At 62.6% G+C, this 25915-nt stretch carries 19 protein-coding genes; 9 read left to right on the top strand and 10 right to left on the bottom strand.

The features are described from left to right. Window positions 1-11 precede the first annotated feature (11 nt). Together HMPREF3166_RS05880 and glgA are read right to left on the bottom strand one after the other, a co-directional pair. Entirely contained in the window at window positions 12-1589 is a 1578-nt protein-coding gene (locus HMPREF3166_RS05880; RefSeq protein ID WP_053088980.1) for a GH32 C-terminal domain-containing protein, read from the bottom strand. Window positions 1590-1616: 27 nt separating this feature from the next. Next, complete coding sequence (gene glgA, locus HMPREF3166_RS05875; RefSeq protein ID WP_070488161.1) at window positions 1617-2801, bottom strand: glycogen synthase; 1185 nt, start codon at window positions 2799-2801, stop codon at window positions 1617-1619. 146 nt (window positions 2802-2947) lie between these two features. Between glgA and glgC the strand changes: the two genes are divergently transcribed. Next, complete coding sequence (gene glgC / locus HMPREF3166_RS05870) at window positions 2948-4165, top strand: glucose-1-phosphate adenylyltransferase (protein WP_035005597.1); 1218 nt, start codon at window positions 2948-2950, stop codon at window positions 4163-4165. Window positions 4166-4277: 112 nt separating this feature from the next. On the opposite strand, the gene HMPREF3166_RS05865 is transcribed toward glgC, so the two are convergent. After that, the gene (locus tag HMPREF3166_RS05865; protein ID WP_035005599.1) at window positions 4278-4958 is read right to left on the bottom strand and encodes an O-methyltransferase; all 681 of its coding nucleotides are present in this window, start codon (window positions 4956-4958) and stop codon (window positions 4278-4280) included. A gap of 205 nt (window positions 4959-5163) precedes the next feature. On the opposite strand from HMPREF3166_RS05865, the gene sigE reads away from it, so the two are divergent. The 3 genes from sigE (at window position 5164) to tatB (ending at window position 6831) form a co-directional block, all read left to right on the top strand. Beyond that, window positions 5164-5748 (top strand): RNA polymerase sigma factor SigE, encoded by a 585-nt coding sequence (gene sigE, locus HMPREF3166_RS05860; RefSeq protein ID WP_070488159.1) that lies wholly within the window; start codon window positions 5164-5166, stop codon window positions 5746-5748. Window positions 5749-5838: 90 nt separating this feature from the next. After that, window positions 5839-6207, top strand: coding sequence for an anti-sigma factor family protein (locus HMPREF3166_RS05855; protein ID WP_070488157.1), 369 nt, complete (start codon window positions 5839-5841; stop codon window positions 6205-6207). Window positions 6208-6243: 36 nt separating this feature from the next. After that, window positions 6244-6831, top strand: coding sequence for a Sec-independent protein translocase subunit TatB (tatB, locus tag HMPREF3166_RS05850; protein ID WP_070488155.1), 588 nt, complete (start codon window positions 6244-6246; stop codon window positions 6829-6831). A 45-nt stretch (window positions 6832-6876) separates the two neighbouring features. Here tatB and HMPREF3166_RS05845 read toward each other — a convergent pair whose 3' ends face one another. From HMPREF3166_RS05845 to HMPREF3166_RS05835, 3 genes are all read right to left on the bottom strand, one after another. Continuing rightward, on the bottom strand, window positions 6877-8007 hold the full coding sequence (locus HMPREF3166_RS05845) for an Mrp/NBP35 family ATP-binding protein (protein WP_070488153.1): 1131 nt from the start codon (window positions 8005-8007) through the stop codon (window positions 6877-6879). A gap of 65 nt (window positions 8008-8072) precedes the next feature. Further along, window positions 8073-8609: a DUF1003 domain-containing protein gene (locus HMPREF3166_RS05840; protein ID WP_070488151.1), complete on the bottom strand. Its 537-nt coding sequence runs from the start codon at window positions 8607-8609 to the stop codon at window positions 8073-8075. Window positions 8610-8616: 7 nt separating this feature from the next. After that, window positions 8617-9942 carry a magnesium transporter MgtE N-terminal domain-containing protein gene (locus HMPREF3166_RS05835; RefSeq protein WP_035005609.1) on the bottom strand — a complete coding sequence of 442 codons (1326 nt, stop codon included), beginning with the start codon at window positions 9940-9942 and terminating at the stop codon, window positions 8617-8619. A gap of 95 nt (window positions 9943-10037) precedes the next feature. Here HMPREF3166_RS05835 and HMPREF3166_RS05830 point away from each other — a divergent pair, with 95 nt between their 5' ends. Continuing rightward, window positions 10038-10643: a hypothetical protein gene (locus tag HMPREF3166_RS05830; RefSeq protein ID WP_246816942.1), complete on the top strand. Its 606-nt coding sequence runs from the start codon at window positions 10038-10040 to the stop codon at window positions 10641-10643. Between the two features lie 97 nt (window positions 10644-10740). On the opposite strand, the gene HMPREF3166_RS05825 is transcribed toward HMPREF3166_RS05830, so the two are convergent. The 3 genes from HMPREF3166_RS05825 to HMPREF3166_RS05815 are packed head-to-tail and all read right to left on the bottom strand — an operon-like array spanning window position 10741 to window position 18762. Then, window positions 10741-14436, bottom strand: a complete 3696-nt coding sequence (locus HMPREF3166_RS05825) for a multifunctional oxoglutarate decarboxylase/oxoglutarate dehydrogenase thiamine pyrophosphate-binding subunit/dihydrolipoyllysine-residue succinyltransferase subunit (protein ID WP_070488147.1) — start codon at window positions 14434-14436, stop codon at window positions 10741-10743. Window positions 14437-14489: 53 nt separating this feature from the next. Beyond that, window positions 14490-17954 carry an ABC transporter ATP-binding protein gene (locus HMPREF3166_RS05820; protein WP_246816941.1) on the bottom strand — a complete coding sequence of 1155 codons (3465 nt, stop codon included), beginning with the start codon at window positions 17952-17954 and terminating at the stop codon, window positions 14490-14492. A gap of 40 nt (window positions 17955-17994) precedes the next feature. After that, a complete protein-coding gene (locus HMPREF3166_RS05815) occupies window positions 17995-18762 on the bottom strand; it encodes a hypothetical protein (protein ID WP_239317577.1) in 768 nt (255 codons plus the stop codon). A gap of 87 nt (window positions 18763-18849) precedes the next feature. On the opposite strand from HMPREF3166_RS05815, the gene HMPREF3166_RS05810 reads away from it, so the two are divergent. Next, on the top strand, window positions 18850-20364 hold the full coding sequence (locus HMPREF3166_RS05810; protein ID WP_070488143.1) for a carboxylesterase/lipase family protein: 1515 nt from the start codon (window positions 18850-18852) through the stop codon (window positions 20362-20364). 188 nt (window positions 20365-20552) lie between these two features. Continuing rightward, window positions 20553-21341 (top strand): hypothetical protein, encoded by a 789-nt coding sequence (locus HMPREF3166_RS05805; protein WP_035005623.1) that lies wholly within the window; start codon window positions 20553-20555, stop codon window positions 21339-21341. A 1-nt stretch (window position 21342) separates the two neighbouring features. Here the strand turns inward: HMPREF3166_RS05805 and HMPREF3166_RS05800 are convergent, their stop codons facing one another. Then, window positions 21343-21861 carry a hypothetical protein gene (locus HMPREF3166_RS05800; RefSeq protein WP_035005625.1) on the bottom strand — a complete coding sequence of 173 codons (519 nt, stop codon included), beginning with the start codon at window positions 21859-21861 and terminating at the stop codon, window positions 21343-21345. Between the two features lie 312 nt (window positions 21862-22173). On the opposite strand from HMPREF3166_RS05800, the gene HMPREF3166_RS05795 reads away from it, so the two are divergent. Together HMPREF3166_RS05795 and HMPREF3166_RS05790 are read left to right on the top strand one after the other, a co-directional pair. Continuing rightward, window positions 22174-23490, top strand: a complete 1317-nt coding sequence (locus HMPREF3166_RS05795; RefSeq protein WP_070488141.1) for an NAD(P)/FAD-dependent oxidoreductase — start codon at window positions 22174-22176, stop codon at window positions 23488-23490. 115 nt (window positions 23491-23605) lie between these two features. Next, complete coding sequence (locus HMPREF3166_RS05790) at window positions 23606-25681, top strand: DEAD/DEAH box helicase (RefSeq protein WP_070488139.1); 2076 nt, start codon at window positions 23606-23608, stop codon at window positions 25679-25681. Window positions 25682-25915 lie beyond the last annotated feature (234 nt).

Here is a 25915-nt window from a genome sequence, read left to right as displayed (position 1 = left end):
CCGAGTGGCCGCTAGTCCTCGTCGAGGATTCCCTCGGCCACGTCGCGATCCGCGATGAGAGCCTCGGCCATGTAGCGCTCCTGCTCCTCTGGGGAGGTCAGGCCCGCCTGCATCCGCATCAGGTGCCGGCCGGCGGTCTGCATAGAGGAGATGATCTTTGCCCCGCCCGTAGCGCGCACGTCGATGTCGGAGATCTGTGAGTGTGCCGGAATTGCGCTGGTGAGCGTCACCGCGCCACCGTCGGCGAAGATCTCGCACACCGGGCCGTCGAGGAAGATCGTCAGCGTATCGGAATCTGCATCCTTCAGCGGGGCGGTGCGAGTGTCCACGCCCAGGCGGGTGACGGATACAGCGTCGTTGGTGTAGCTGATGGTTGCGATGACCTGCCCGGAATCGTCCGTCACGTCGACGTCGACACTGCCCTCGGTCGCATCCAGCTGGGCGGTCCAGAGGAATGCATAGTCAGAGAACGTGCGCACGGCGGTCGGGGCGCCGACGATGTCCTGGAAAAGCTCGCCGTCCACCAGCGTGAGGTAACGCGGTGCCGACAGGCAGTTCGCCCACTGCCCATCCAGCGAAGGGTGGGCGCCCACCAGGCCGAACATCACGGGAGTGGTGTGGTCGATCACGCGGGGGCGCGTGAAGTCGTGGCCAAAGTCGATGACGGTGTAGGGGCTGGTCAGGCTGAACGACGTGCCGCTGAGGTTGCCGACGATGTAGCCCGCGACCTCATCGGATTCCCCAGCGTCGCCGGGGAAGGTCACGAACAGGACGTCGCGGCGGACGGAAGAGCCGGCGTCCACCATAGAAACAATGCGCGGCGCGAACGGGCGGCCGGGGCGTAGGGCGGCCTCGGCGGGCAGCTCGATGGGCCCCAGAACGCGCCAGTGCTGGCGGTCGGCGGAGCGCAGGACGACAATCTGCGCGTCCTTGTCGCCGGTGAGGGAGAGGGCGACCATGAGCCATTCCTCGTCGGGGTTGGCGGGATCGTCGTGGCGAATCACGCTGGGGGTCACCAGGTTTTCCACTGGGAAGGCGGAATCGTCGATGTCGATGGGTCCCAGGCGGCGGACGTGGGGATCTGGCAGGCTCGGATCGTCCGAAACCTCCGTGGCCTCCATCAAGTTCGGGATTTCCGCGCGCTCGATAGTGAAGGTGCGCGGGCCGCGCTGACCGTGGGGGATGTCCGCTGCCAGAGCCTGGTCTGCGGATGCCTCGGCCGTGGCGCGGGTGGTGACGAAGAACAGCTCGGCTCCGAGGCCTAGTGGGACTGCCGCGCCGGCGAGGACGTCCACCTCGGCGCCGTTGGAGACATTGTTGCCGGCATTTTGAGCAGCATCGCGGGCAGCATCGCCCTGCTCGGGGAACCCCTGGTTCGGAACTACGACGTCGTCGCAGATGTCCCAGTCGTACGTCGCCTCCGAGGCCACCTGGTGCGCCCAACGCGATCCCTCAGCGGCGCGGGGACGGAACTGGTGGAAAACATGCAGGGCGTGGCCCGTGAAGACGGCGCCTGCGGGGGCTTCCAGCACCCCCGTTTCTGCGGTGACGTGCAGTTCCGGGCGGTGCTTATGGGAGGAAGAGTGCATGCTCCCATTCATACCAGCGGATTGTGTTTAAAGCAGAGACCTGTAAACGTCCACGGTCTGCTCGGCGATGGTGGCCCAACTGAAGGTCGTTACCGCGCGCTGGCGGCTGGCTTCTCCGAAGGCTCGTACCTTCTGCTGATCCGCTACGAGAGCATTCGTTGCGTCGGCCAGACCACGCTCGAAAGTCTCCGGGTCGTTCTCGTCGTAGTGGACCAAAGTACCGGTTTCCCCGTCGACGACAACCTCCGGAATGCCGCCCACGTCGGAGGCCACAACGGCCGTGCCGCACGCCATGGCCTCCAGGTTTACGATGCCCAGCGGCTCGTAGATGGAAGGGCACAGGAAGACATCCGAGGCCGACAGGATCTCCTGCAGGTTCGGCTTCTCCATCATTTCCTTCACCCAGTAAACGCCGTCGCGCTCCGCCTGCAGCTTTTCAACCAGCGCGGTGACCTCGGCCTCGATCTCCGGGGTATCCGGCGCGCCGGCGCACAGGACAACCTGGATCTCTGGATCGAGGTGAGCGACTGCCTTAAGCAGGTGGGGCACACCCTTCTGTCGCGTGATGCGTCCGACGAAGGAGACGATGGGGCGATTGGGATCGACGCCCAGTTCCGTGAGTACGGATCGATTGCCAGCCTCCACTGCAGCCTCGAAGGTGGGGCGGGGTTGCCACAGCTCGGAGTCGATGCCGTTGAGAACCACGTGGATGCGGTCCGGGTCGATGGCCGGGTATGCGTCGAGGATGGATTCCTTCATCTTGGCGGACACGGCGATGACAGCATCCGCGTTTTCCATCGCGTTCTTCTCCGACCAGGAGGAGACGTCGTATCCGCCGTCGAGCTGCTCGCGCTTCCACGGGCGGTGCGGCTCCAGGGAATGCGCGGTGGCCACGTGGGGGATGCCGTTCAGCAGGCCGCCGACGTGGCCTCCCAGGCCGGTGTACCAGGTGTGGGAGTGGACAACTTCGGCGTCACCCAGAGAGTTCGCCATGCGCAGGCCGGTGGAGAGGGTCTTGATGGAACCGTTGGCCTCGGCAAGCTCCGGATCTACGCCGTGGACGTAGACATCCTGCTCCTCGCGCGGCCCGCCCATGCAGTGCACGTCCACGTGCTCGAGCTTCCGCATGTAACGAACCAACTCGGTGACGTGCACGCCGGCACCACCGTAAATCTCTGGGGGATATTCCTTTGTCAGCATGGCGATACGCATGCCTCCAGATTAACCGCGCGAGGCGCTACGTGTCCTGGCAACCAAACGGGCTGTTCATGACGGGTAACTAATTAGGGGGCACCGGGTGGTTACCCGATTGGCTGCTTGGCAAGCAAAAGTAAAGCTGTGTCGCTAGGTTGGAAAGTGTGAAGAGCAGATCGAACGTCCTGTCCATTGTCCTTGCCGGTGGCGAGGGGAAGCGTCTTTACCCTTTCACCGCTGACCGCGCTAAGCCCGCCGTCCCCTTCGGCGGTAACTATCGCCTGATCGACTTCGTGCTATCTAACCTGGTCAACGCCGGTTACTACAAGATCTGCGTGTTGACTCAGTACAAGTCGCACTCCCTTGACCGCCACATCTCTCAGTCGTGGCAGCTGTCCGGCCTGACCGGCCAGTACATCACCCCGGTTCCGGCGCAGCAGCGACTGGGCAAGCGTTGGTTCACTGGTTCTGCGGACGCAATTTTGCAGTCCCTCAACCTGGTGTACGACGAGCAGCCGGATTACATCATCGTGTTCGGTGCGGATCACGTCTACCGCATGGACCCGGAGCAGATGGTGCAGGAGCACATCAAGAGCGGTGCTGGAGTGACCGTCGCCGGCCTGCGCGTTCCGCGTCACGAAGCGACGGCATTCGGCGTGATCCAGGCGGACGACGATAACAAGATTGAGCAGTTCTTGGAGAAGCCTGCGGAGCCGCCGAGCGTGCCGGACGACCCGGAAGTCTCCTTTGCCTCCATGGGTAACTACGTCTTCACTGCGCAGACGCTGATTGACGCGCTGAAGGAGGATTCCGAGGACGAGAACTCCAACCACGACATGGGCGGCGACATCATCCCGCGCCTGGTCGACCGTGGAGAGGCCTACGTGTATGACTTCTCCAACAACTATGTGCCGGGCGAGACCGAGCGTGACAAGGGCTATTGGCGCGATGTGGGTACCGTCGATGCGTTCTACGAGGCTCACATGGACCTGATCAGCGTGCACCCGGTGTTCAACCTGTACAACCAGCAGTGGCCGATCCACACCGCGGAGACGGGCAACCTGCCGCCCGCGAAGTTCGTCAAGGGCGGCATTGCTCAGTCTTCGATGGTTTCGGCGGGCTGCATCATCTCCGCCGGAACGGTGCGCAATTCCGTTCTGAGCGAGAACGTGATCGTGGAAGAGGGCGCCTCTGTCGAAGGCTGTGTGATCATGCCGGGCGTGCGCATCGGCCGTGGAGCCGTCGTGCGCCACGCGATCATCGACAAGAACGTTCAGGTTTCCGCAGGAGAGATCATCGGCGTGGATCGTGCCCGCGACCAGGATCGCTTCACCATCTCTAAGGGTGGCGTGGTCTGCATCGGCAAGAACGTAGTGGTATAACGCAGTCGTCTAGCGCTGTTGTCTAGCGTGGTCGTAAAAAGCGAACCGCTCTGGGAAGAACTGCGCCAGGAAGAATCCCCGCACCCTGCAGACTGGGCGCGGGGATTTCTTGTTAGCTGGTCTTGGTGATCAGCGTGGCGCCGGCGCCGAGGGGGAGGCGGGAGATCTTGGCGTTGTCCAGCTCGCGGAAGAACTGATCTGCCTCGCGGGCGCGCATAGTCTGCCGGTCGGTGTGGCTTTCGTCGCCGACCAGGCCGTCCATCAGGCTATCCAGCAGGATCAGCACGCCACCGGTGCGCAGGGCGGGGAGCGTGGATTCCACGATGGCCGTGAACTCTTCCGTGGCTGCCTCTGCGACAGCGATGTCGTAGCTATCGTTCGCCAGTCGGCGAATAACATCCAGCGGTGCGCTGGGGAGGAAGCGGAAGGTATTCGGGCGCTGGCCTGCGTTGGCAAAAGCCTGCTTGGCCAGCTGCTGGTGCTGCACCTCCGGCTCGATGCAGGTCAGGTGGCCTTCCACCTGGGCTGCACTCAGCCCCTTAAACAGGTGCAGGCCAATCACACCGCTGGCGGGGGAAACAATAATGCCGGTGGGGGTGTGCCCCTGGGCAGCGGCGTTCGCGCCAGCGCGGGTGGCGATGAACTCCAAGAACTCGGCAGTCATCGCATCGGGGGTGAGCAGACCGAACTCTTCTGCTGCCTCTACGGCGGCGGTGGTCACCTCGTCCGGCTCGGTGGTCGCCCGGACGTACTCACGGATGGCCTCAATGGGGGAAGATGATGCAGCATTCACGCTTCCACACGATAGGCCAGGAATGCGCCGATGTTGAGCTTGCCCTCGGCATGTCAGACGGTGGCGTCAAAAATAGAAAAGAGAGTAAACAGAAGTGACCGAAGTGACGAACTTTCTTTGCTCCCCCGATAGGGGTAAAATCCTCACAGGAAACTGCCAGGTGAGCAGCACAACTTTTTGAGGACGATTAGCCATAATTACGGCCATGAACGCAGACCAGAACCCCGTTCCGCGAACCACCGCCGAGTTCGACGCAGGAACGGGTGAACTTCCGACCTGGGGGGAACTGGTCGAAGAGCACGCCGACAGTGTGTACCGCCTGGCCTACCGGCTAGCGGGTAACCAGCAAGACGCAGAAGACCTCACGCAGGATACGTTCATGCGTGTCTTCCGCAGCCTGAAGAGCTACCAGCCGGGCACCTTTGAAGGGTGGCTGCACCGCATCACCACCAACCTGTTCCTAGACACGGTTCGCCGCCGCGCGAAGATCCGCATGGAGGCGCTGCCGGAGGATTACGACCGTATCGAAGGTGGCATCGCCGACCCCGCGGCCACGTTCGAGCTCAACAATCTCGACCCGGCGCTGGAGCAGGCGCTGGATCAGCTGGCCCCGGAATACCGCGTGGCAGTCGTGCTGTGTGATGGGCTGGGCATGAGCTACGACGAGATTTCTCAGACGCTTGGCATCAAGATGGGCACTGTGCGCTCCCGCATTCACCGCGCCCGCGCGCAGCTTCGGGGTAACCTGGAGCGTAACCATGGCGAACTGGTTTTCACCGGCCAGGCCTAGGCCGGTTCAGGTCTGGCTTAGCTGCTACTGGTAGCTAAGAAACATAGAGCGTAACCGCAACTGGGACATGCAGAAAGGCAGGTAGGGCACGTGACATCTTTCGTAGAGAATTTTCCGGGGGAGCTGTCCGTAGACCACCTGTCCACCGAAGCCATCGCCGCGCTGGTTGATGGGGAACTATCGCGCCGTGCCGAACACCGCGCGAAGATCCACCTGGTGCACTGCGAAAGCTGCCGGGCGGAGGTGCGCGCTCAACGCAGTGCAGCGCACCGTCTGCGTGAGCACGCCTCGGCGGTGCACACCCCCGGCGGGCTAATGGAAAAGCTGCAGCGCATTCCGGACGAGTGCGACGATGTCGAGACCCCGCACCGCTTCTCTGTCGATGGTTGCCGTCGCCCGGAAACTCTCGTCGACCGTGTCGATCTATTGCTACGAAAGCTCCCCTTCCGTGGGAAGTAAAGTGAAAGTCTCCGCGGAGTAGGTTAGGTTAGACAGGTGTTTTCCAATGTAGGTTGGGGCGAAGTCCTCGTACTCTTGATCGTTGGGCTGTTCCTGATCGGCCCGGAGCGCTTGCCGGGGCTGATCAAGGAAGCCCGCGCGATGTTGCTGGCGGTGCGCAAGGCCGTATCTCAGGCGAAGGAGCAGATCGACGGGGAGCTGGGGGAGGACTTCCGCGAGTTTTCCAAGCCGCTGCAAGAACTCAACTCGGTGCGCCAGATGGGCGCGAAGGGTTTCATCACCAAGACGCTTCTGGATGACGACGATAGCTTCCTGACCTCCTTCAACGAGACGAAGCAGGATGTGAAGGACACCGTCGATACGGTGCGCAAGCCGAACCTGCGCGAATCCCTCAAAGCCGATAAGAACAAGAACTCTGCGCAGCTCCAGCCTGCCCCTGCCAGTGGTAGCGTGGACAACGGCGGGATTGCTGTGACCCAGCAGTCCAACGCAGGAGAGTCCCGCTCTGGCGTGGATTCCCCGGTTGCTGATGCTGCCGAGCAGCTGACGGGGGATGCGGGGAACACGGATTCTGCTAAAGAAAAGCCCTCCGCACCCGGCTACGGGTGGGAGGACGTGACCTAGGCTCTTTGTTTGGGCGCTGTGCTTGGGCGCTGTGGCCTGTTTCGTTTATTTCTTTGTGACGCCGAGGTTCAGCGACTTACCTGCCAGCGAACTGCGGCGCACCGCCAGCTGATCGGCGATTCCACCGAAGGCGATGGTGGCCGGCGAGTTCGGCTCGGACAGAACGATTGGGTTGCCCAGGTCGCCACCGACGCGGAGGTTCGGATCCAGCGGGATCTGGCCCATCAGTGGCACCTTGGCGCCGGTGATCTGGGAAAGGCGGTCGGCGACGAACTGGCCGCCACCGGAGCCGAAGACCTCCATGCGGGAGCCGTCCGGCATGTCCATCCAGCTCATGTTCTCGATCACGCCGCCGATGCGCTGGCGGGTCTGCTGGGAGATTGAGCCGGCGCGCTCCGCAACCTCTGCGGCGGCGGCCTGCGGGGTGGTGACGATAAGCAGCTCGGCATTCGGCACCAGCTGTGCCACCGAGATCGCCACGTCGCCGGTGCCCGGGGGTAGGTCCAGCAGCAGGATGTCCAGGTCGCCCCAGAAGACGTCGGCCAGGAACTGCTGGATTGCGCGGTGCAGCATCGGGCCACGCCACACGACGGGGGAGTTGTCGCCGATGAAGTGGCCGATGGAGATCAGCTTCACGCCGTGCGCCTGCAGCGGCATGATCATCTCGTCCACCTGGTGCGGCTTGTCCGTAGAGCCCATGAGGCCGGGGACGGAGTGGCCGTAAATGTCGGCGTCGATCACGCCGACCTTGAGGCCACGCTTCTGCAGCGCGACAGCCAGGTTCACGGTGACGCTGGACTTGCCCACGCCGCCCTTACCGGAGGCGACTGCAAATACTCGGGTGGTGGAATCGGCCTGGGCGAAGGGGATCACCGGGTCGGCCGAGTCACCGCGCACCATCTGGCGGACGTTACGGCGCTGCTCGTCGCTCATCACGTCGGTGGTGACCGTGACGTTTTCCACGCCTTCGACGGAAGCCGCGGCCTCGCGCGTCTTCTCCGTCAGGTGGTTTTTCATCGGGCAGCCGGCGATCGTCAGGTAGATCTCCACGGCGACATCACTACCGTTGATGTCGATGGACTTCACCATGCCGAGATCCGTGATCGTGCGGTTTAGTTCAGGATCCTCTACGCGGGATAGCGCGCTGCGTACAGCGGATTCAGTGACTTGGGACATGATGGGTTTAAGTCTATCGAACGACCGGCGAGACGCTAATTTGGCCTCGCCTGCGGGTGCCGGGGTTAGTCCTCGCGCGCATCCCCGCGGGCTTCTTCATCGCGGCGGGAGTCGTCGATCTTGTCGTCGATGCGCTGCAGGATGTCGTTGAGTTCCTCCAGCTCGCGGCGCAGATAATCGCGCGTGACGGTCTCGCCCACCGCAATGCGCACGCTGGCGACCTCGCGGGCCAGGAACTCCGTATCGGCCTTGGTCTCCGCGGCGCGCCGACGGTCCTCATCCAGGCTGACGCGGTCGCGGTCATCCTGGCGGTTCTGCGCCAACAGGATCAGCGGCGCGGCGTAAGCCGCCTGGGTGGAGAAGGCGAGGTTCAGCAGAATGAACGGGTAGGGATCCCAGTTCCACCACATGCCGCCCAGGTTCAGGGCGATCCAGGCGACCACGATGACGGTCTGATAGAAGAGGTACTTGCCGGTTCCCAGAAAGCGGGCGATGTTCTCGGCTACCCGGCCCACTCCATCGCCATCCAGGTTGAACTTCTTCTTCTGGCGCGTGGCATCGGTTGGGGTATCGAGATCCGCGCGGGAAAACTTGCGAGCCATAGTGTGCCTATACCTCCTTCACTTCTGAGTTGGCCGGTGTTGCTGACGGTGTTGACGTCGCCGACGCTGCTGGGGAATCCACACGCCAGTCTTCCTCACGCCAGTCCTCCGGCAGCATGTGGTCCAGCAGGTCATCGACGCTCACGGCCCCCAGCAGGTGCTGGTCGTGATCCAGCACCGGGCCGCACACCAGGTTGTATGTCGCAAAGTAACGCGCCGCGGTCTCCTGGCTGTCTTCGGCGAACAACGCCGGCAGCTCCAGATCTAGGATGCCGCCGATCAGGGAGGACGGGGGTTCCCGCAGCAACTTCTGCAGGTGGACACAGCCCAGGTACTTGCCTGTCGGGGTGGCTTGGGGAGGCCGTACAACAAAGATTAGGGAAGACAGGGAAGTCGGCAGCTCTGGATTGCGCGCGTGGGCGAGAGCTTCGGCGACGGTGGCTTGGGGCGTCAAAATGATCGGCTCGGGCGTCATCAACGCACCCACAGTTTCGGGCGAGAAGTCCATGAGACGACGGACGGGCTCCGACTCCTCGGGATCCATCAGCTCCAGCAGGACGTCCGAGGTGTCCTCCGGCAGCTCGGCCAGAATATCGGCGGCATCGTCCGGATCCATCTCCTCCAGGACGTCCGCAGCGCGTTCGATGTTCAGATGTTCAAGAATCTCCGCCTGATCGTCGTCCGGCATCTCGGCCAGCACATCCGCCAGACGCTCATCGTCCAGCTCGGAAGCGATCTTGTTGCGTCGCGCATCGTCCATCTCCACCAGGGCGTTCGCCACGTCGGCGTTGCGCATCTGCTGGAACGAGGCGATCAGCTCCGCATCCTGGTTCACCGCGCCCGTGCCCGAGGCGTGGAGACCCTGGATGTGCTCGATCGGGATGACGTCGATTGACGTCTTGCGGCCCAAACGGCTTCGCTGAGTCACGGCCAGATTGCGGATCTTCCACTCGCGGCGACGGCTGCGAGTGAGCTCCACGTCCGTGATCTCCACGACCTTGCCATGCAGCTCCTCGTGCCCTGGATCGTCCGTGTGCACCTTCGAACCGATGAGGTCCTCGAAGATCGTCAGCTCTGCAGAGCGAGACTTAAAGGGGCGCAGGTTCACCGAACTGGACGTGGTGGTGATGTCCGTGCCGGTGATTGTTGCGATGCGGAGCATCGGGAGGAAAATCTTGCGCTTATTCGCAATCTCCACCACTAAGCCCAGGGCAGTCGCATTGTCGCCGTGGATGGTGATGACGACATCGCGGACACGGCCGACGGACTCGCCATCCGGCCCCAGCACAACAAGGCCGGCCAAACGTCCTGCATAAACACGACTAGTACTCATGGGTACTTAGGTTACTTCATAGCCACCACGGGGTAGAATGTGGCGAGTTAGTAGGCGCGTGGATAGCGTACGGCGAACAAAGGGGCAAGATAGAGATGCGAATGCTGGGCGGGCGAAACGTGGCGTCAATAATCGCGACAGCAACCTGCCTGGCAGCCATCGGCGGCCTGACGGCCTGTGCTGAAGAACAGCCCGAGCCCTTCCTGATTGGGGTGCCGGAGAAGCCAGTGGGCGATGCACCGATGCCCGAGCGCTACGCCGATGCTTTCGCGCGCTACCTGGTGCGGGAGCTCAACGGTGAGGATCGTAAGGGAGAGCGCCAGCCTGTACCGGCGGACCTGCGAGTACGGCAGCTACGCACCGGGGAAATTAACGTTACCTTCGGCTGTACGGGCGAACTGCTGGAACTGCTGGACCGCAACCGGGCAATGGAACTGCGGCAGGAACTGAAGAAGGCCCACAGCGGGGAAGATGGCAGTGGGGAAGAGGTGGATGAGAAGTACCTCGTCTACGACGAGCTGCTGAGCTCCCTTCCGCAGGAGGTTGGAGCGACTTTGCCCGGGGTAGCCACCCCCTGCTCGGATACTTCGCTGCGGCAGGACGCAGTGGTGCTATACGCGAAGCGGGTGATCGGGCGCGACGAGCTCCGGCAGTTGAACTCCGTTGCGACGGGGACGTCGATGGAGATGCTCGGGGCCTAAACACGAAAAAGCCCGCCACATGAACCTTGGAGGTTCATGGCGGGCTTTTACCTCGCTTGGGCGCTAGCGCGGGGCTAACGCCTGACGGGGGAGCGCTTTACTCGAAAGCTTCCTCCAGCAGCTGCTTCTGCTCCAGCTGGTGTACCTTCGCAACACCGGTTGCGGTGGAGGACTGTGCACGGCGGGAAACGCGCTTCATCTTGATACCCGGGATGTGCTCCGGCAGCTGCAGAGCCAGGAACGGCCACGGGCCCTGGTTGGCCGGCTCGTCCTGAACCCAGCGCACCTCTGCGTTCGGGTAGTTATCCAGCGCATCCTTGATGCGGTTGAACGGAATCGGGTGCAGCATCTCCACGCGGACGATGGCGACATCGTCGCGGCCATCTGCCTGACGCTTCTTCTCCAGATCCCAGTAGATCTTGCCCGAGCACATCAGGACGGTCTTGACGTTCTCGTTCTTACCGTTCTGGTTCGGATCGTCGATCACAGACTGGAACTTCTTCACCTCGGTGAAGTCCTCCACGGAGGAGACAGCCATCTTGTTGCGCAGCATCGACTTCGGGGTGAAGACGACCAGTGGACGCTTCAGGGAGCCCAGAGCGTGGCGGCGCAGCAGGTGGAAGTAGTTCGCCGGGGTGGACGGCTGGGCGATGGTCCAGGAGCCCTCAGCGGACATCTGCAGGAAACGCTCGATGCGGGCGGAGGAGTGGTCCGGACCCTGGCCCTCGTAGCCGTGTGGCAGCAGCAGAACCAGGGAGGAAACCTGGCCCCACTTGGCCTCGCCGGAGGAGACGTATTCGTCGATGATGGTCTGGGCGCCGTTGGCAAAGTCGCCGAACTGTGCCTCCCAAGCCACCAGGGCATCCGGGTTACCCACGGAGTAGCCGTACTCGAAGCCCATGCCCGCGTACTCGGTCAGAGCGGAGTTGTAAGCCTCGAAGCCGCCGCCCTTACCGGACTCGCGTGCGAGCTCCTCCAGCGGGCTGTAGCGGTCGTGGTCGTCGTGGTCGAAGAGGATGGCGTGGCGCTGGGTGAAGGTACCGCGCAGGGAATCCTCACCAACCAGGCGCACGAGCTTGCCACCGTCAACCAGAGAGCCGAAGGCCAGCAGCTCGGCGAAGCCCCAGTCGATCTTGCCGTTGCGGGACATTTCCTTGCGGCGCTTGATCACCGGCTTTACGCGCGGGTGCGGGGTGATGTGATCAGGAACATCGGCAAACAGGTCACCAATGTGCTCGATGAGCTCGCGATCCACAGAGGTATCCAGGCCACGCGGCAGCTCCTGGGAGCCGGTAATGCCGCTCTGCTCCTTCGGCTTGGCACCCTTCTCGGCCTCGCGTACCTGGGTGAACACGGTCTCCAGCTGCTCGTGGAAGTCGCGCTGGACGCGCTCGATGTCTTCCTCGGTCAGGTCGCCGCGGCCCAGCAGGGTCTCGGTGTATTGATCGCGGGAGCTCTTCGTCTCACCAATCAGCTTGTACATCAGCGGCTGGGTCATCGACGGATCGTCGGCCTCGTTGTGGCCGCGACGGCGGTAGGTAACCAGGTCGATGAATACGTCCTTGCCGAAGCGGTTGCGGTAATCCACAGCCAGGTGTGCCACCCATACGACTGCCTCTGGGTCGTCGCCGTTGACGTGGAATACCGGGCTGTCGAAGCCCTTCGCCAGGTCGGTGGCGTAGTGGGTGGAACGACCGGCATCTGGGGTGGTGGTGAAGCCGATCTGGTTGTTCACGATGATGTGAACGGTACCGCCGACCTCGTAGGCCTCCAGACGAGCCAGGTTGATGGTCTCCTGCACAATGCCCAGGCCGGCGAAGGCAGCGTCGCCGTGCAACAGCAGCGGCATGACGGTGTGCTTCTCGTGCAGCTGATCCTGCTTGGCGCGGGCGATGCCCTCCATGACCGGGTTCACGGCCTCCAGGTGGGAGGGGTTGGCTGCCAGGTAGATGTCGATCTCGTTGTCGCCGAACATCTGGTGGTAGTGGCCCTCTTGGCCCAGGTGGTACTTCACGTCGCCGGAACCGCCAGCGGCGCCCGGGTCGATGTTGCCCTCGAACTCGGTGAAGATCTGTGCGTAGGGCTTGCCCACAATGTTGGCCAGCACGTTCAGGCGGCCACGGTGCGGCATACCAATGATGACCTCGTCCAGAGCTGCGTCGGCAGCGCGGTCGATAGCGGCATCCATCATCGGGATCAGGGTCTCGGCGCCCTCCAGGGAGAAGCGCTTCTGGCCGACGTACTTGGTTTGCAGGAAGTTCTCGAAAGCCTCGGCGGAGTTCAACTTCTGCAGGATGTACTTCTGCTGTGCCGGGCTGAATTCCTCCTGGCCAGCCTCGATGCGATCCTGCAGCCAGGTGCGCTCTTCGGCGTCCAGAATGTGGGTGTACTCCGAGCCAACCTTCAGGGTGTAGGCCTTGCGCAGGTGGGCAAGAACCTCGCGCAGCGTCATGGTCTCGCGGCCTGCGAAACCACCGACGTGGAAGGTGCGGTCGAAGTCCCAAAGGGTCAGGCCGTGGGACTCGATGTCCAGGTCGGAGTGATCTGGGATCGGCAGACCCGGCTGCGTCCACTGCAGCGGGTTGATGTTGGCGATCAGGTGGCCGCGGGAGCGGTAGGCCTCGATCAGCTGCATCACACGGGTGGACTTATCCACGCCGATGTTCGGCAGGTCCTGGCTCCAACGGGTCGGGGCGTAGGGCACGCGCATGGCGTGGAAGATCTCGTCCCAGAACTCGTCGTTGATCAGCAGGCGGCTCATGGTGCGCAGGAACTCGCCGGATTCCGCACCCTGGATGATGCGGTGGTCGTAGGTGGAGGTGATGGTCACCAGCTTGCCGATGCCCATCTCGCCCAGGCGATCCTCGGATGCGCCCGCGAACTCGGCGGGGTAGTCCATGGAGCCCACGCCGATGATGGCGCCCTGGCCCTTGGTCAGGCGCGGCACGGAGTGGCGAGTGCCGATGCCACCCGGGTTGGTCAGGGAGATGGTCACGCCGGTGAAGTCGTCCATCGTCAGCTTGCCTTCGCGGCCGCGGTGAACAACGTCCTCGTACTTCTCGATGAACTCGCCGAAGGACATCTTCTCGGCTTCCTTGATGGCAGCAACCACCAGGGAACGCTGACCGTTCTTGCCCACCATGTCGATGGCCAGACCCAGGTTGATGTGCTCCGGGGTAACGAGGGTCGGCTTGCCGTCTACAACCTCGTAGGAGTTGTTCATATCCGGGTGGGCCTTGACGGCCTGCACCAGGGCGTAACCGATGATGTGAGTAAAGCTAATCTTGCCGCCACCGCGCGCACGCAGGGTCTCGTTGACCATCGCACGGTTTTCGAACATCAGCTTCGCCGGCATATCGCGCACGGACGTAGCCGTCGGGATTTCCAGGGAAGCGTCCATGTTCTTAACTACGGCCCTTGCGGCGCCCCTAATGGGGAACTCGCCGGGCTCCGGTGCCTCCACCGGCTGCTTCGGAGCAGGCGGGGCGGTGCGCTTCGGGGTGGGCTTAACGCTGCTGTCCTGGTTCTGGGATGCAGAACCCTTAGGCTGCTTGCCACCCGCCGTCGTATCCCGGTTGGGGGTAACGGTGTTCTTAGTGGAGCTTTGGCCGCCCGTGGTCTTCTGTGCTCCGTCGCCCGCCGCAGCCTGGGTGTTGCCCGACGGACTTACCGGAGAGGAATTTTTCTCAAAGTAGTCGCGCCATTCAGCGTCGACAGACTTTGGGTCTTCCTTGTACTGCTGGTACATCAAATCGACCAGCCACTCGTTTTGACCGAAATTTGCGCTGCTCACAGCAGGTCCTCGCCTCTTTCCTTTATGACTTTAAGTCTCGTCGTTCCACCCTACTACAAACCCGTTGTTGGCCTTGGGACGGCATTCCACAATTCGGCATATGGTCCGCCGTTTTGTAGTAAGTTGTTATATTCACCAATTTCGACGATACGGCCGTGATCCATTACGACGATTGTGTCGGCCCGGGCGGCGGTGCGCAGCCGGTGCGCGACGATGAGTGCGGTGCGGTTGCGGGTCACGCGGTTGATCGCCTCGACGATCTGAGCTTCCTCCTCGTCGCTGATGTTGGCCGTCGCCTCGTCCAGCAACATGATTGCCGGTCGGATGTATTCCGCCCTCGCCAGCGCGATCATGTGCTTTTGCCCGGCCGAGAGTGTGCTCGTTCCGGGGGAGATGCGGGCGCTGAGCCCGCCGGGGATTGTCTGCAGGATTCTCTCGCCGCCGATTCGCTCGACTGCCGCCTGCACCTCGGCCAGGTTGGTGTGGTTTGCGTCGTCTGTGCCGTAAGCGATGTTCTCGGCCACGGTTCCGGCAAACAGATGTGGCTCCTGCGGCACGGTGCCGATACAGCGCCGCCAGCCGCGCACGTCGAAGGTTCGGATGTCCGTTCCGTTTGCTAGTACTGCCCCTTCCGTGGGATCCATGAACCGGTTCACCAGCCGCAGTAAAGTGCTCTTGCCCGCGCCCGTTGCGCCGACCACTGCCGTGGTGCCGCGGAAAGTGTGGTCGATGTCCAAGGTTGGCTCGCCGGTTTCACTGTGTTCGCCGTGTTCGCCGTGTTTATTGTTGCTGTATTTATATATGACGCCCTCATACCGAATCGCCGGGCCTTTCACGAAGGCCGGTAGCTCTGCGTCGGCTGGTGAGGTGATGGCCGGGCGTTCGTTAAGCAGTTCGCGGATTCGGGAGACGCTCACGCTGGCTTGCTGGAACTGATCGAATACCTGGGAAAGCTGTTGGATCGGGCCGAAGAGCATCGTCAGGTAGAGGCTGAATGCCACTAGCGCGCCCTCCGTGGTCTGGCCATTGGCAATGAGGGCCCCGCCTGCACTGAGTATTGCAGCCTGCGCGAGCTGGGTGAGCAGGTTAATGCCGGGGAAGTACAGACTCACCGCCGTTTGCGAGTGGGTGCGTAGGCGGAGGTATTCGCGGGATTCGTTTTCCAGGCGGGTCTGCAGTGCAGCGCCATAGCCGAAGGCCTGGCCAGTGGGGAGTCCCATGAGGGCTTCCTGGAACGTGGCATTGACCTGGCTGATCTGACTTCTGGCTCGAGTGTAAAGGCGGCGGGAAATCACGCGGAACGCCACCGTGGCAACCACGATGACTGGCAGGAACAGCGCGACTATCCCGGCCAGCGTGAGGTCAGTGCCGATAAGCATTCCGAGGATGCCTAAAGCCAGGGTGGCGGACACGATTGTTTGGGAAAGCCCAGACTGCAGGAAGTTGGACAGAGAGTCGATGTCCGTCGTCAGGCGAGTCATGATCCTGCCACTCGACTGGCGGTGGAACCACAGAAGATCCATCCCCGTGATGTGCCGGAACAGCCGGTTGCGCAGGGTGAAAATCAGCCGTTCGCCGGTCAGCGTGGTGAGCACGGTGTTGGCGATCTGCGCGCCCCAGGAGAGTGCCACTACGAGTAGGGCGGCTCCACAAGTGATCCACAGAGCCCCCATGTCGTTGTCCGCGACTCCGCCGTCGATGGCATGGCGGATAAAGGTGGGCAGGGCGATGTCGGCGGCGGAGGAGAGGAACAGCGTGACGACCACCGCCGCGATGAGACCGGGCACCATGGCAAACAGGGTGCGCAGGCGGAACCTTCCGCCGTCGTCAAGATCCGCGATTCGAGGTTCCACGGATGGATAGCCCGCGGGGTCGGCGGCACCGTCAGAGACAGTGGAAGTTTCGGCTGTGGCAGGGATTTCTGCAGCCGGCGCTACCGGCCGAGCAGCAGGCAGGGAAATCGTCTGGTCCGGATCGCGGAAGCCGCCGTCCGCGCGGTGGCTGATGTAAATCACCGTGGGGCGGGAGACCGCGGTGCGGAGGTTAGCCAGGATCTGGGCCTCGGTGGCTTGGTCGATGGCCGAGGTAGCGTCGTCGAAGATTATCGTGTGCGGGGCTCGTAACAGCACGCGCGCGATGGCGATGCGCTGGCGTTGCCCACCGGAAAGCGTGATGCCCCGCTCGCCGACGACGGCATCCAACCCGCCCGCCTCGCGGATGAAGCGATCGGCACAGGCCAGCCGGGCGGCTTCCCAGACTTCCGCGTCCGTGGCTGAAAAGCCGAGGAGAATGTTCTCCCGAATCGTCCCGGAGTAGAGGAATGCCTCGTCCATTACCAGCGCTGGCCGCTCGGGTTCTTGCACCTCCAGCAGCGGAATCGGCCTGCCATCGGTGGCATTAACCACCTGGATCTCCTCCGCATCCTGGGTGTTTAGGCCAGCCAAGGCGTGCGCCAGGCGGGTCTTCCCCGAAGCCACCGGACCCTCCACGATCGTCGTGCTCGACGGTGCGATGCTCAGTCGAATCGGGGGTTGCCCCGGGGCGATCGGCACGCTGCCTACAAACCCCATCGGGGCGCGCACAGCAGTGGTGCCGGTGGGGCGCGGCGGGGCGTCAATAATCTCGAAAATGCGATCCGCACACGGTTGGGTGACGTGCACATTGACCAGCATCCCCGCAGCCATGCGAGTTAGCCGGGCGAGCATGGTGATGAACGTGGAGACCGCCAGGAAGTCACCAACGCTGATCGCCCCTCGCATGGCCAGCCAGCCACCGAGTGCAATCGCCGCCACAAGCGCCACGTTCGGCAGGGCGGAAAGGGCGGGCTGGAAGATGGCGCTGAGCTTGCCCACGCGCATGTTAATGCCGTACTGCCGGGCGGATTCGCGCCGATAGCGGCCAATCTCGCGTGGCTCCTGGGCGAAGCTCTTCATCACCTGCACACCGGACACCGTGCGTTCAACCTGCTCCGCAACCACCGCCGCCTGGCGCTGCGAAGCCAGGGACGGGCCGTACAGTTTTGTACGCGAGGCATAAGCCACGGCGAAGAGAAGTGGGATCTGCACCGCGACAATCCCGGCGATAGGCGGGGAGATCCACAGCACCACGGCGAAGATCAGCACCAGCTCCAGCATGCTGGAAGCCATCAGCGGGAGCATCGCGACCATTCCCTGCACCTTCGTCAGGTCCGTGATGGTGCGCGAGATCACCTGGCCGGTGCCGAAAGACCGCGCTGCGTTCTCGTCGACAGCCTGGATCGCCGCAAACATCCGAGTGCGCAGACTGTGCTGAGTGCGCACGCTGAACGTGCCAGACAGGAAACGCCGCAACGCCTGCGTAACGAAACGCGCGCAGGCAACCGCCACTAGTAACCCGATCGCGCGCGTGCTGCCATCCACGGAAGCGCCCGCGAGCAGCGGCAATAGCAGCTCAATGGTGGGCAAGAGTACGGAGAAAACCACCACGGCAGCGAATAACCACCGGTGGCGCCGGGCGGATTCTCGGATGACTCTGAACACGGCGATGATTCTAACGCGGGGGTCGGACAACCCCGGCGAGCTAGAAGATCTCGTCGGCCTCGCGGATGAAGACGTGCACGTTGTCGACCATGCGCTCTGCGATCTTGCGGTTGGCCTTAGCCCCCAGGTAAGCGCCGACGCCGAACGGCAGAACCTTTTTAAACATCGCGCCGCCGAAGCTCTTGCGAACCTGGCGGAATGCGAAGCGCCCCAGGACGTTGTTGGCCTGCTTTAGCTCGACAGAGCCGGCTTTGCGCAGCTTGCGCGCGCCGCGCAGCCGGTTGGCGGCCTGCAGCGAGCTGAAGGTTCGATCCTCGGCCAGCGCCTGCACCAGCTCCTTGGCCGTAGCCCCGGAGATCGCCAGGTACACCACCGCGCGGCGAGTCTCCTCCTTGGAAATATCGATGCCATTCAACTCTGCGGAAGCCAGGGCGTAGAGGGCGCACACCTCAATGAGCAGTGCGGATTCCGCCGCGATACCCGCCAAGGAGAGCAGCGTACCCACGCCTGGGACTGCGGCCACGCCGCCGGTGCCCGCGCCGGAGCCCGTGGCCAGGTTCTTAAAGTGCGTGTCTAGAACTTCCTGTCGGCGCTGAGGCGTGGCGTCACCATGCTTCTTCTCGATCTTTGCCACGTAGGACCGGATGAGCGGCTCCTGGATAGAGACCGTGCGGTCGATTGCCGCGAAGAAGCGGCGAGCGAACGGGCCGGAAGGGTAGGGCGCACGCCGAGCCTGCTGGATGAGCTCAGAGGTAGCGGTGGCCTCGTCACGTGGTTGATCGGACTTGCCGAAATTGAGAATTCCCATGGGCATCAACAGTAGGCCAAAACCGAGCCGACGGTACGGAAGGCGCTCGCCCGACCGCGGGCGGGCGTTAGAGCTTAGGATGGTTAAATGATGAATCAGGACGGCGTACGGGCAGAGACCACGGGAGGGGTCGTCCGAGGTTTCCGGATGGACGGCGTGCGGACATGGCGTGGCATCCCATTCGGCTCCGCGGAACGCTGGAAAGCCCCACGTCCGGTGCGCTGGCAGGGGGAGTGGTCGGCGGAAGAGTACGGGAACGTCGCACCTCAGACGTCCTACAACTGGAAAGACGAAGTTATCGGCGACGAGGACTGCCTGAACCTGGATATCGTCCGACCAGATACGGATGCCACACTGCCAGTTGTCGTGTTCCTGCACGGTGGCGGCTTCTTCGCCGGGGCTTCCCACACCGCAGTACTACGTGGGCATAATTTCGCCAAAGAACTGGATGTAGTTTACGTCGCTCTGAACTTCCGGCTCGGCGCGCTGGGGTATGTGGACATGAGCTCCCTGGATGTCCCCGACGCCGCCGGGTGCGAACCCAACCCCGCGACCCGCGACCAGCTCCTGGCGCTGGAATGGGTGCGGAAGAACATCGCGGGCTTTGGAGGCGACCCGGACAATGTGGTTTTGATGGGCGAATCCGCAGGCGGGACCTCCGCCGCCGCGCTGATGACCATTCCCGCCGCACGGGGACTATTCCACCGGGTGATTCTGCAGTCCGCGCCCGTAATGAGCGTGCACACCAACGCCCAGTCGAACCTCTGGGCGCGCAAGCTCACGCAGTATTCCGGACTGGTTCCGCGCACGACCTCCATCGCCGAGCTACGCGCTTTGCACTTCGCCGACGTAGTGCGCGCCGGGCAGCAGATGCTGTGGCGGGGCGGCGGGCTGCGGGAGATGAATATGGCCTTCGGCATCGCCATCGACGGGGAACTTCTCTCCGACCACCCTTTGGGAATCTTCGAACGCGCCGAGCATCAGCGGATCCCCCTGCTCATCGGCACTAACAACGACGAACTGTCGGCCGCGCAGATGCTGTTCTTCTCTAAGTCGGCACGGGTAAGGGCAGCTCGGACGATGCTACGCGCACACGATCCGGTGCTTGCCGAGCAGATTGAGAGCGCCTATGGGGACATTGGGCGCCGTGGGGTCTTCGCGCAGATGCTCGCCGACGCCGTGTTCTGGGCGCAGTCCATCCGGCTCGCCGAGCTGCACCAGGCGGCCGGGGCGCCCGTCTGGATGTATCGCTTCGACTATGCCCCCGCGATGTTGCGGCGGCTCGGGGTGGGTGCGATGCACTCGATGGAGCTGTCTGCTCTTTTTGGTGACGCCAAGTCCTCGAAAGCCAGCTTCGTCCTGGGAGGGGAGATGGCCGTGGTCTCCGAGCACATGCAACGGGCCTGGAAGAGGTTTATCTGGGGAGCGGATCCGGGATGGGAGCCTTATACGTTGGAAACCCGGGCGACGCAGGTGTTCGAGAGGGAAATGAGGCTGGAAGAAGACCCTCGCGCGGAGTTTCGCCGGGTGTGGGAGAAGTTCGACATGCGGGGTTGGGAAGGGGACGAGAGCTCCGTGGCGATGCCGAGGCCGGGGCGCTAGTTCGGGCGTGTGGGCGGCCGACACGGCAGCGGCACAGTGGGTGAGGAGGGGCGAGGCACCCGATTGGTTTTGCGTGGAGACGTGTTGTCCAGGATCGGGTTACTATGGTGCCCAAGTCTCGGAATGCACGTTCGCTTCGGACTGAAACACCTCATATAGCACTAGGAAATACTAGGGAGACGTTGGCTGTGGGTTTCTACGAGGACATTGCTCAGGCGCTGGATACTGAGGGTATTGAGTCACGAGTAAACGATGACATGCTGTTCGTACCGATTGCCCCGGAGCTGGAGATTCATTTCCAGCAGATCGAGCAGACGAGCACTACGGCAGGCATCAACTCGGCGAATGTGTTCATGGCCAAGGGGGAGCTCGACGAGGTTGCAGGCATTGAAGAGTTTGAGGACACCCTGGTCGGAGTGGTGTTCTCCGTCGAGGCCGCCGTCGCTGTGGTGGCACAGTACATTGCGACTGACCAGTGCATTACTGTGTTGCACGACCTGCTGGAAGGCACCGATGATCGCATCTCTGACCTGGAGTTTGAGCAAGATCTGATTGAGCCGATGCTGGTACGCGCAGAGGTGGGGAATGGCTCCCTCATCACGGTGATGCTGGGTTCCGGTACTGATGAGCCCGAAGCGACCGTGACCTTTGTGACCTTCGGCGAGGAGTACGACGAGCTGGTGGCACAGGCTGAGGCCGAGCTGGATAGCGACGAGACCCTAAGCGACTTCGAGCGCGAAGTGATGTATCAGAATGTCCTGGAAGATGCCGCCGAGATGACCCAGGAGGTTTTGGAGCTGGGTACCTTCACGGACTTCGATCAGCTCTTTGACGCCCTGGCGGTTGCACAGGTGCAGGCTACCGAGTGGGAAGAGCTGTTGGTCCCGTTGGAGGACGAGTTCGACTACTACGACGACGAGTTTGAAGACGACGAGTTTGACGACGAGGACGAGGTCGCAGCAGAGGACGAGGACTAGCTCACGCGGCGCGTGGAGCCGGCGCCTTGCCGGCCTGCAGATCCTCCTGCGTCATCAGCGCATGCCACGTCAGGCTGACTTGAGCCTGGTGGTTGCGATCCCGAAATTCCTGCGGATCCTCCCGCACAGTCCACGCCTGCCCCAGGATGAACTCCAGCAGGCGGGTGGACTCATTGTGCATCCACTGTGGGCACTCCACCGATACCGTGACCAGGAACAAGTCCTGTCCCTCCGGTGCCTGCTGCCCACTGAGTCTGCGCCACAGTAGAGGGGTCATGCGCCGCCGCGAGACGTGCACCATTGCCGTGGAATCGCCGGCCTCTACTGTGAAGCGAGGCGCCTGCCAACCAGGGGTAATGCGGATCAGGCTACGCGGATGGCGCAACATGGCGCGGGCTTCCGCCGCTGCGCGGTGAGGCTCGCTCAAAGCGAAACTCCGAGTAGACGGGCGCTGGTTAGCCGGGCGCTGGATAGCTGAGCGGGGGATTGGTGTGCGCCGGGTGGTGATGCGGGACTTCATGGTTGCTCACTTCCTTACTTGGGTGTTCTTGGCACTTGGGGATTCTTGGCTTGAGTTTTTCTGTGTGTTGATCATCCGAGCCAGACCTCCGCTGCGGAGACCCGCCAGCAGTGGTCTGCGTTCAGGGATGCAGAGTAGGCAACGGGGTGGACAAGGTGGCGTCACTAAGAAAAAGAATAGAACACACAATCGAATAAGGGAGGGTGTTGCGAGCGACCGACGACAATAGCCGGTGCGATAGCATGGGCGCAGCAGGTGCGCTAGCGCAGGCGGAAACAGTAGGCGAGGAAAGACAGGTTAGGGAGCAGCGACATGGCGGAAAACGCAGCCAATGTAGCCATCGTAGGAGGCGGGCTAGCCGGACTCGCCGCAGCGCGAACCCTGCACAAAAGTGGCGTGAGCTGCACTGTCTTTGAAGCTAGCGACAGTCTTGGCGGACATGTGCGCAGCGAGAGGATCGACGGAGTGACCATTGATCACGGGCTGCAGACCTTCAACTCGTGGTACCCGGCGGTGAAGGAAATCCTGCAGCCGGGGGAGTACGCCGCGTTGGGGATCCGCTACTTTCAGCCCGCGATCCAAACGCTCACGGACGACGGTCTGGCTCTGATCTGCGACCCGATCCGCGCGCCACACCTGATTCCCAACCTCATGCGCTCAAAGGCACGCAGCGCCCTATCTTTCCGGGACCTTCTGGCTCTGCGGCGCTGGCTCAAGTCTGAGCTTTCCCACCGCTCCAGTCTGGAGCTGCGCAGCATCAAGCAGAAGTACATCGCCGAGGACGTGAAGACCTGCGAATCACTGGACCAGCGGGGCGTGCGCCGACGTACCCGTGCCGTGGCCATCGACCCGCTGTTGCGCGCCTTCCTATTCGATGCTGAGAACGAATCCTCCGCGATCTTCGCCAAGTGGATGGTCGCCACCATGCTGCGCGGCAACCTGGCTGTGCTGGAAAGCGGCATGGGCGAACTATCGGCGGCGCTCGCGCGCGTGCCGGGAGCCGAATTCCGGATGAACTCGCCGGTAACGGCCATCGAGGAGGACGGTGACGGGGTTCGGGTGACGGTCAACGGAGCAGAGACCGAACACTTCTCGCACGTCATTGTAGCCGTTGACCCGCGGCGGGAAACCGAGCTACTGGGCTCGCCGGAAGTGCCCACGACCAGCGTTTCTTCCTGGTGGTTTGTCTCGGACGAGCCGGTTATGGAGGAAGGTTTACTGACCGTGGACGGCGCTCGCGGCACTCCCATTACGTCGGCCATGGAGGTCACCGCCGCCGCCCCCAGCTATGCGCCTGGCAAGCACCTGGTGGCCGCTAACCACGTGCACCCGCGCGGTTCTAACCCAGCTGACGGGCCGTCGGTGGCTGAGGTGCAGCGCGGTCTGGGGTCGCTGTTCGGCGTAGATTCCTCCGGTTGGGAGCTGGTTAAGGAACAGAAGTTTATTGACGCCATCCCGCTCATCCTCCCGCAAAGCCTGCAACGTATTGGCAAGGAAATGGGGGAGCGGGAACTCCAAGGCGGTCGCATCGCCTTGGCCGGTGCCCAGCACGCAACGCCGAGTATCGATGGTGTGCTCCGCAGCGGGCAGCGGGCGGCAAATCACGTGATCGCCCAGCTTGAGCTTTAACCTGAGCTGTAGCCTGAGCTGTAGCTTGCGTTACGGGCAGCTGAACCCTGGGGTATTTTCCGGGGTATTTTCGTGAATCGCTTTATCGGTCAAGGCAGCGTAGGCTTGGACAACGATGAGTGATACTGAAAACGTCACCGGCGACGTGAACCAGCCGGTTAATGACGAGTCGGTATCTCAGAATGAACTGCAGGGTGGTATCACGGAGAATTCTTCCCAGGATTCTGCCGTGGAAAAGCGCGAGCCACAAGATGTGACTAATGAGGCAGTGGAGTCTGAGAACGCCGAAGCGAAAGTTCCAGAAAACGACAATAAGCAAAGCGAAGAGCAGGGTAAAGAAGAGCAGCAGCCCTCTTTCGACGGGCTGGGATTGCCCGAAAACGTACTAGCTGCAGTCAAGAAGGTCGGCTTCGAAGTACCTTCTCCGATCCAGGCAGAAACCATTCCGGTGCTCATGGAAGGCCACGACGTGGTCGGCCTCGCACAGACCGGTACCGGTAAGACGGCCGCATTTGCGTTGCCGATTCTGTCGCGTATTGACGTGTCGAAGCGTCACCCCCAAGCCCTCGTATTGGCACCGACGCGCGAGCTTGCGCTGCAGGTTGCAGAGAGCTTCCAATCTTTCTCCGAGCACCTGGGCGGCATCCACGTGCTGCCGATCTACGGCGGCCAGGCCTACGGCGTACAGCTGTCCGGCCTGCGCCGGGGTGCGCACATTGTGGTCGGTACGCCCGGCCGTGTGATCGATCACCTGGAGAAGGGCAGCCTGGATATTTCCGAGCTGCGCTTCATGGTGCTCGACGAGGCAGATGAGATGCTGAACATGGGCTTCCAGGAGGACGTCGAGCGCATCCTGGAAGATACCCCCAGCGAGAAGCAGGTTGCCCTGTTCTCTGCGACGATGCCTTCCGGTATTCGTCGCCTGTCGAAGCAGTACCTGAACGATCCGCAGGAAATTACGGTTAAGGCCACCCAGCGGACCAGTGAAAACATCGAACAGGATTACCTGCTGGTCAGCCACCGCGACAAGCTGGACGCGCTGACTCGCATCCTCGAGGTCACTGAGTTCGAGGCCATGATCATGTTCGTGCGCACGAAGAACGAGACCGAGGAGCTGGCGGAGCGACTGCGCGCCCGCGGCTTCAATGCGGCCGCCATTAACGGCGATATTCCGCAAAACTTGCGTGAGCGCACCGTGGATCAGCTGAAGGATGGCCGCCTGGACATCCTTGTGGCCACCGACGTGGCTGCCCGTGGCCTGGATGTCGACCGCATCACCCACGTGTTCAACTACGACATTCCGCACGATACCGAGTCCTATGTGCACCGCATTGGCCGCACGGGCCGTGCAGGTCGCAAGGGTCGCGCTATTTTGTTTGTGACGCCCCGTGAACGCCGCCTGCTGAAGGCGATCGAAAGGGCAACCAAGTCTCGGTTGAATGAGATTGAGCTGCCGACGGTGGACGCAGTGAACGAGGCCCGCAAGGAGAAGTTCCGCGACAGCCTGACGGAGTCCCTAGCGGACCCGCAGATCGGTATCTTCCGCGACCTGGTGAAGGAGTACGCGGAGTCCAACGAGGTCGAGCTGTCGGACATTGCGGCAGCCCTGGCTACCCAGCTGCAAGCTGGCGAGGACTTCCTGATGAAGGAGAAGCCGAAGGAGGAGCGCCCGCGCCGCCGTGATCGCTATGGCGACGATAACCGCAGCGGAGGCGGAGCGTACAAGCCCTTCGACGAGCGCTTCAATAAGGAAGCTCCGCGCATCACGGATCGCAACGGCAAGGAGCTGGCCGTGTACCGCCTGTCGGTGGGCCACCGCCAGCGCGTGCGCCCGGGTGCCATCGTCGGTGCCCTGGCCAACGAGGGTGGTATGAACTCCCGAGACTTCGGTCGCATCAGCATCTTCGCGGAGCATTCCCTGGTGGAGCTGCCGGCGGATTTGCCGATGGAAGTCTTCCACGCGCTGGATCAGACCCGCGTTTCTGGTCAGCTGATCAACATTGAGCCGGATCCGGGTGCTCCGGCTGGTCGTCCGGGCAGCCACAAGCGCCAGCACCGCAATGAGCGCGGGGATCGTGGTGGACGTGGCGGACGCGGCGGTCACGGTGGCCGTGGCGGGCGCAACCGCCGAGATGATCGTGGCGGACGCGGTTTTAAGTCAGACCGCGGGCACCGTGGAGGTCGCCGTTAGACCCTAAGCGGTCAAATGTCGTTAGAACGAGAATACGGACGCCCGGTCGAGGAACAGCATAATTCTGTAACGCTCTGACCTGCGCGTTCTTGTTAATGGGACTGTCGTTCATTTACGTATTCTCGTTCTAACGACATCGTCCCTTTGCCCGCTGAGGCTGAAGCACCCATATCAGCGGCTATCAAATAAAAACGCACCCCGGACTGAACTGCTCCCCATTAGTTGGACTGAGAA

The organism is Corynebacterium sp. HMSC08A12 (genome assembly GCF_001807485.1).
Lineage (GTDB): Bacteria > Actinomycetota > Actinomycetes > Mycobacteriales > Mycobacteriaceae > Corynebacterium > Corynebacterium evansiae.
Note: the sequence above shows the minus strand (reverse complement) of the source record. Positions and strands in the feature narration are given on the sequence as shown.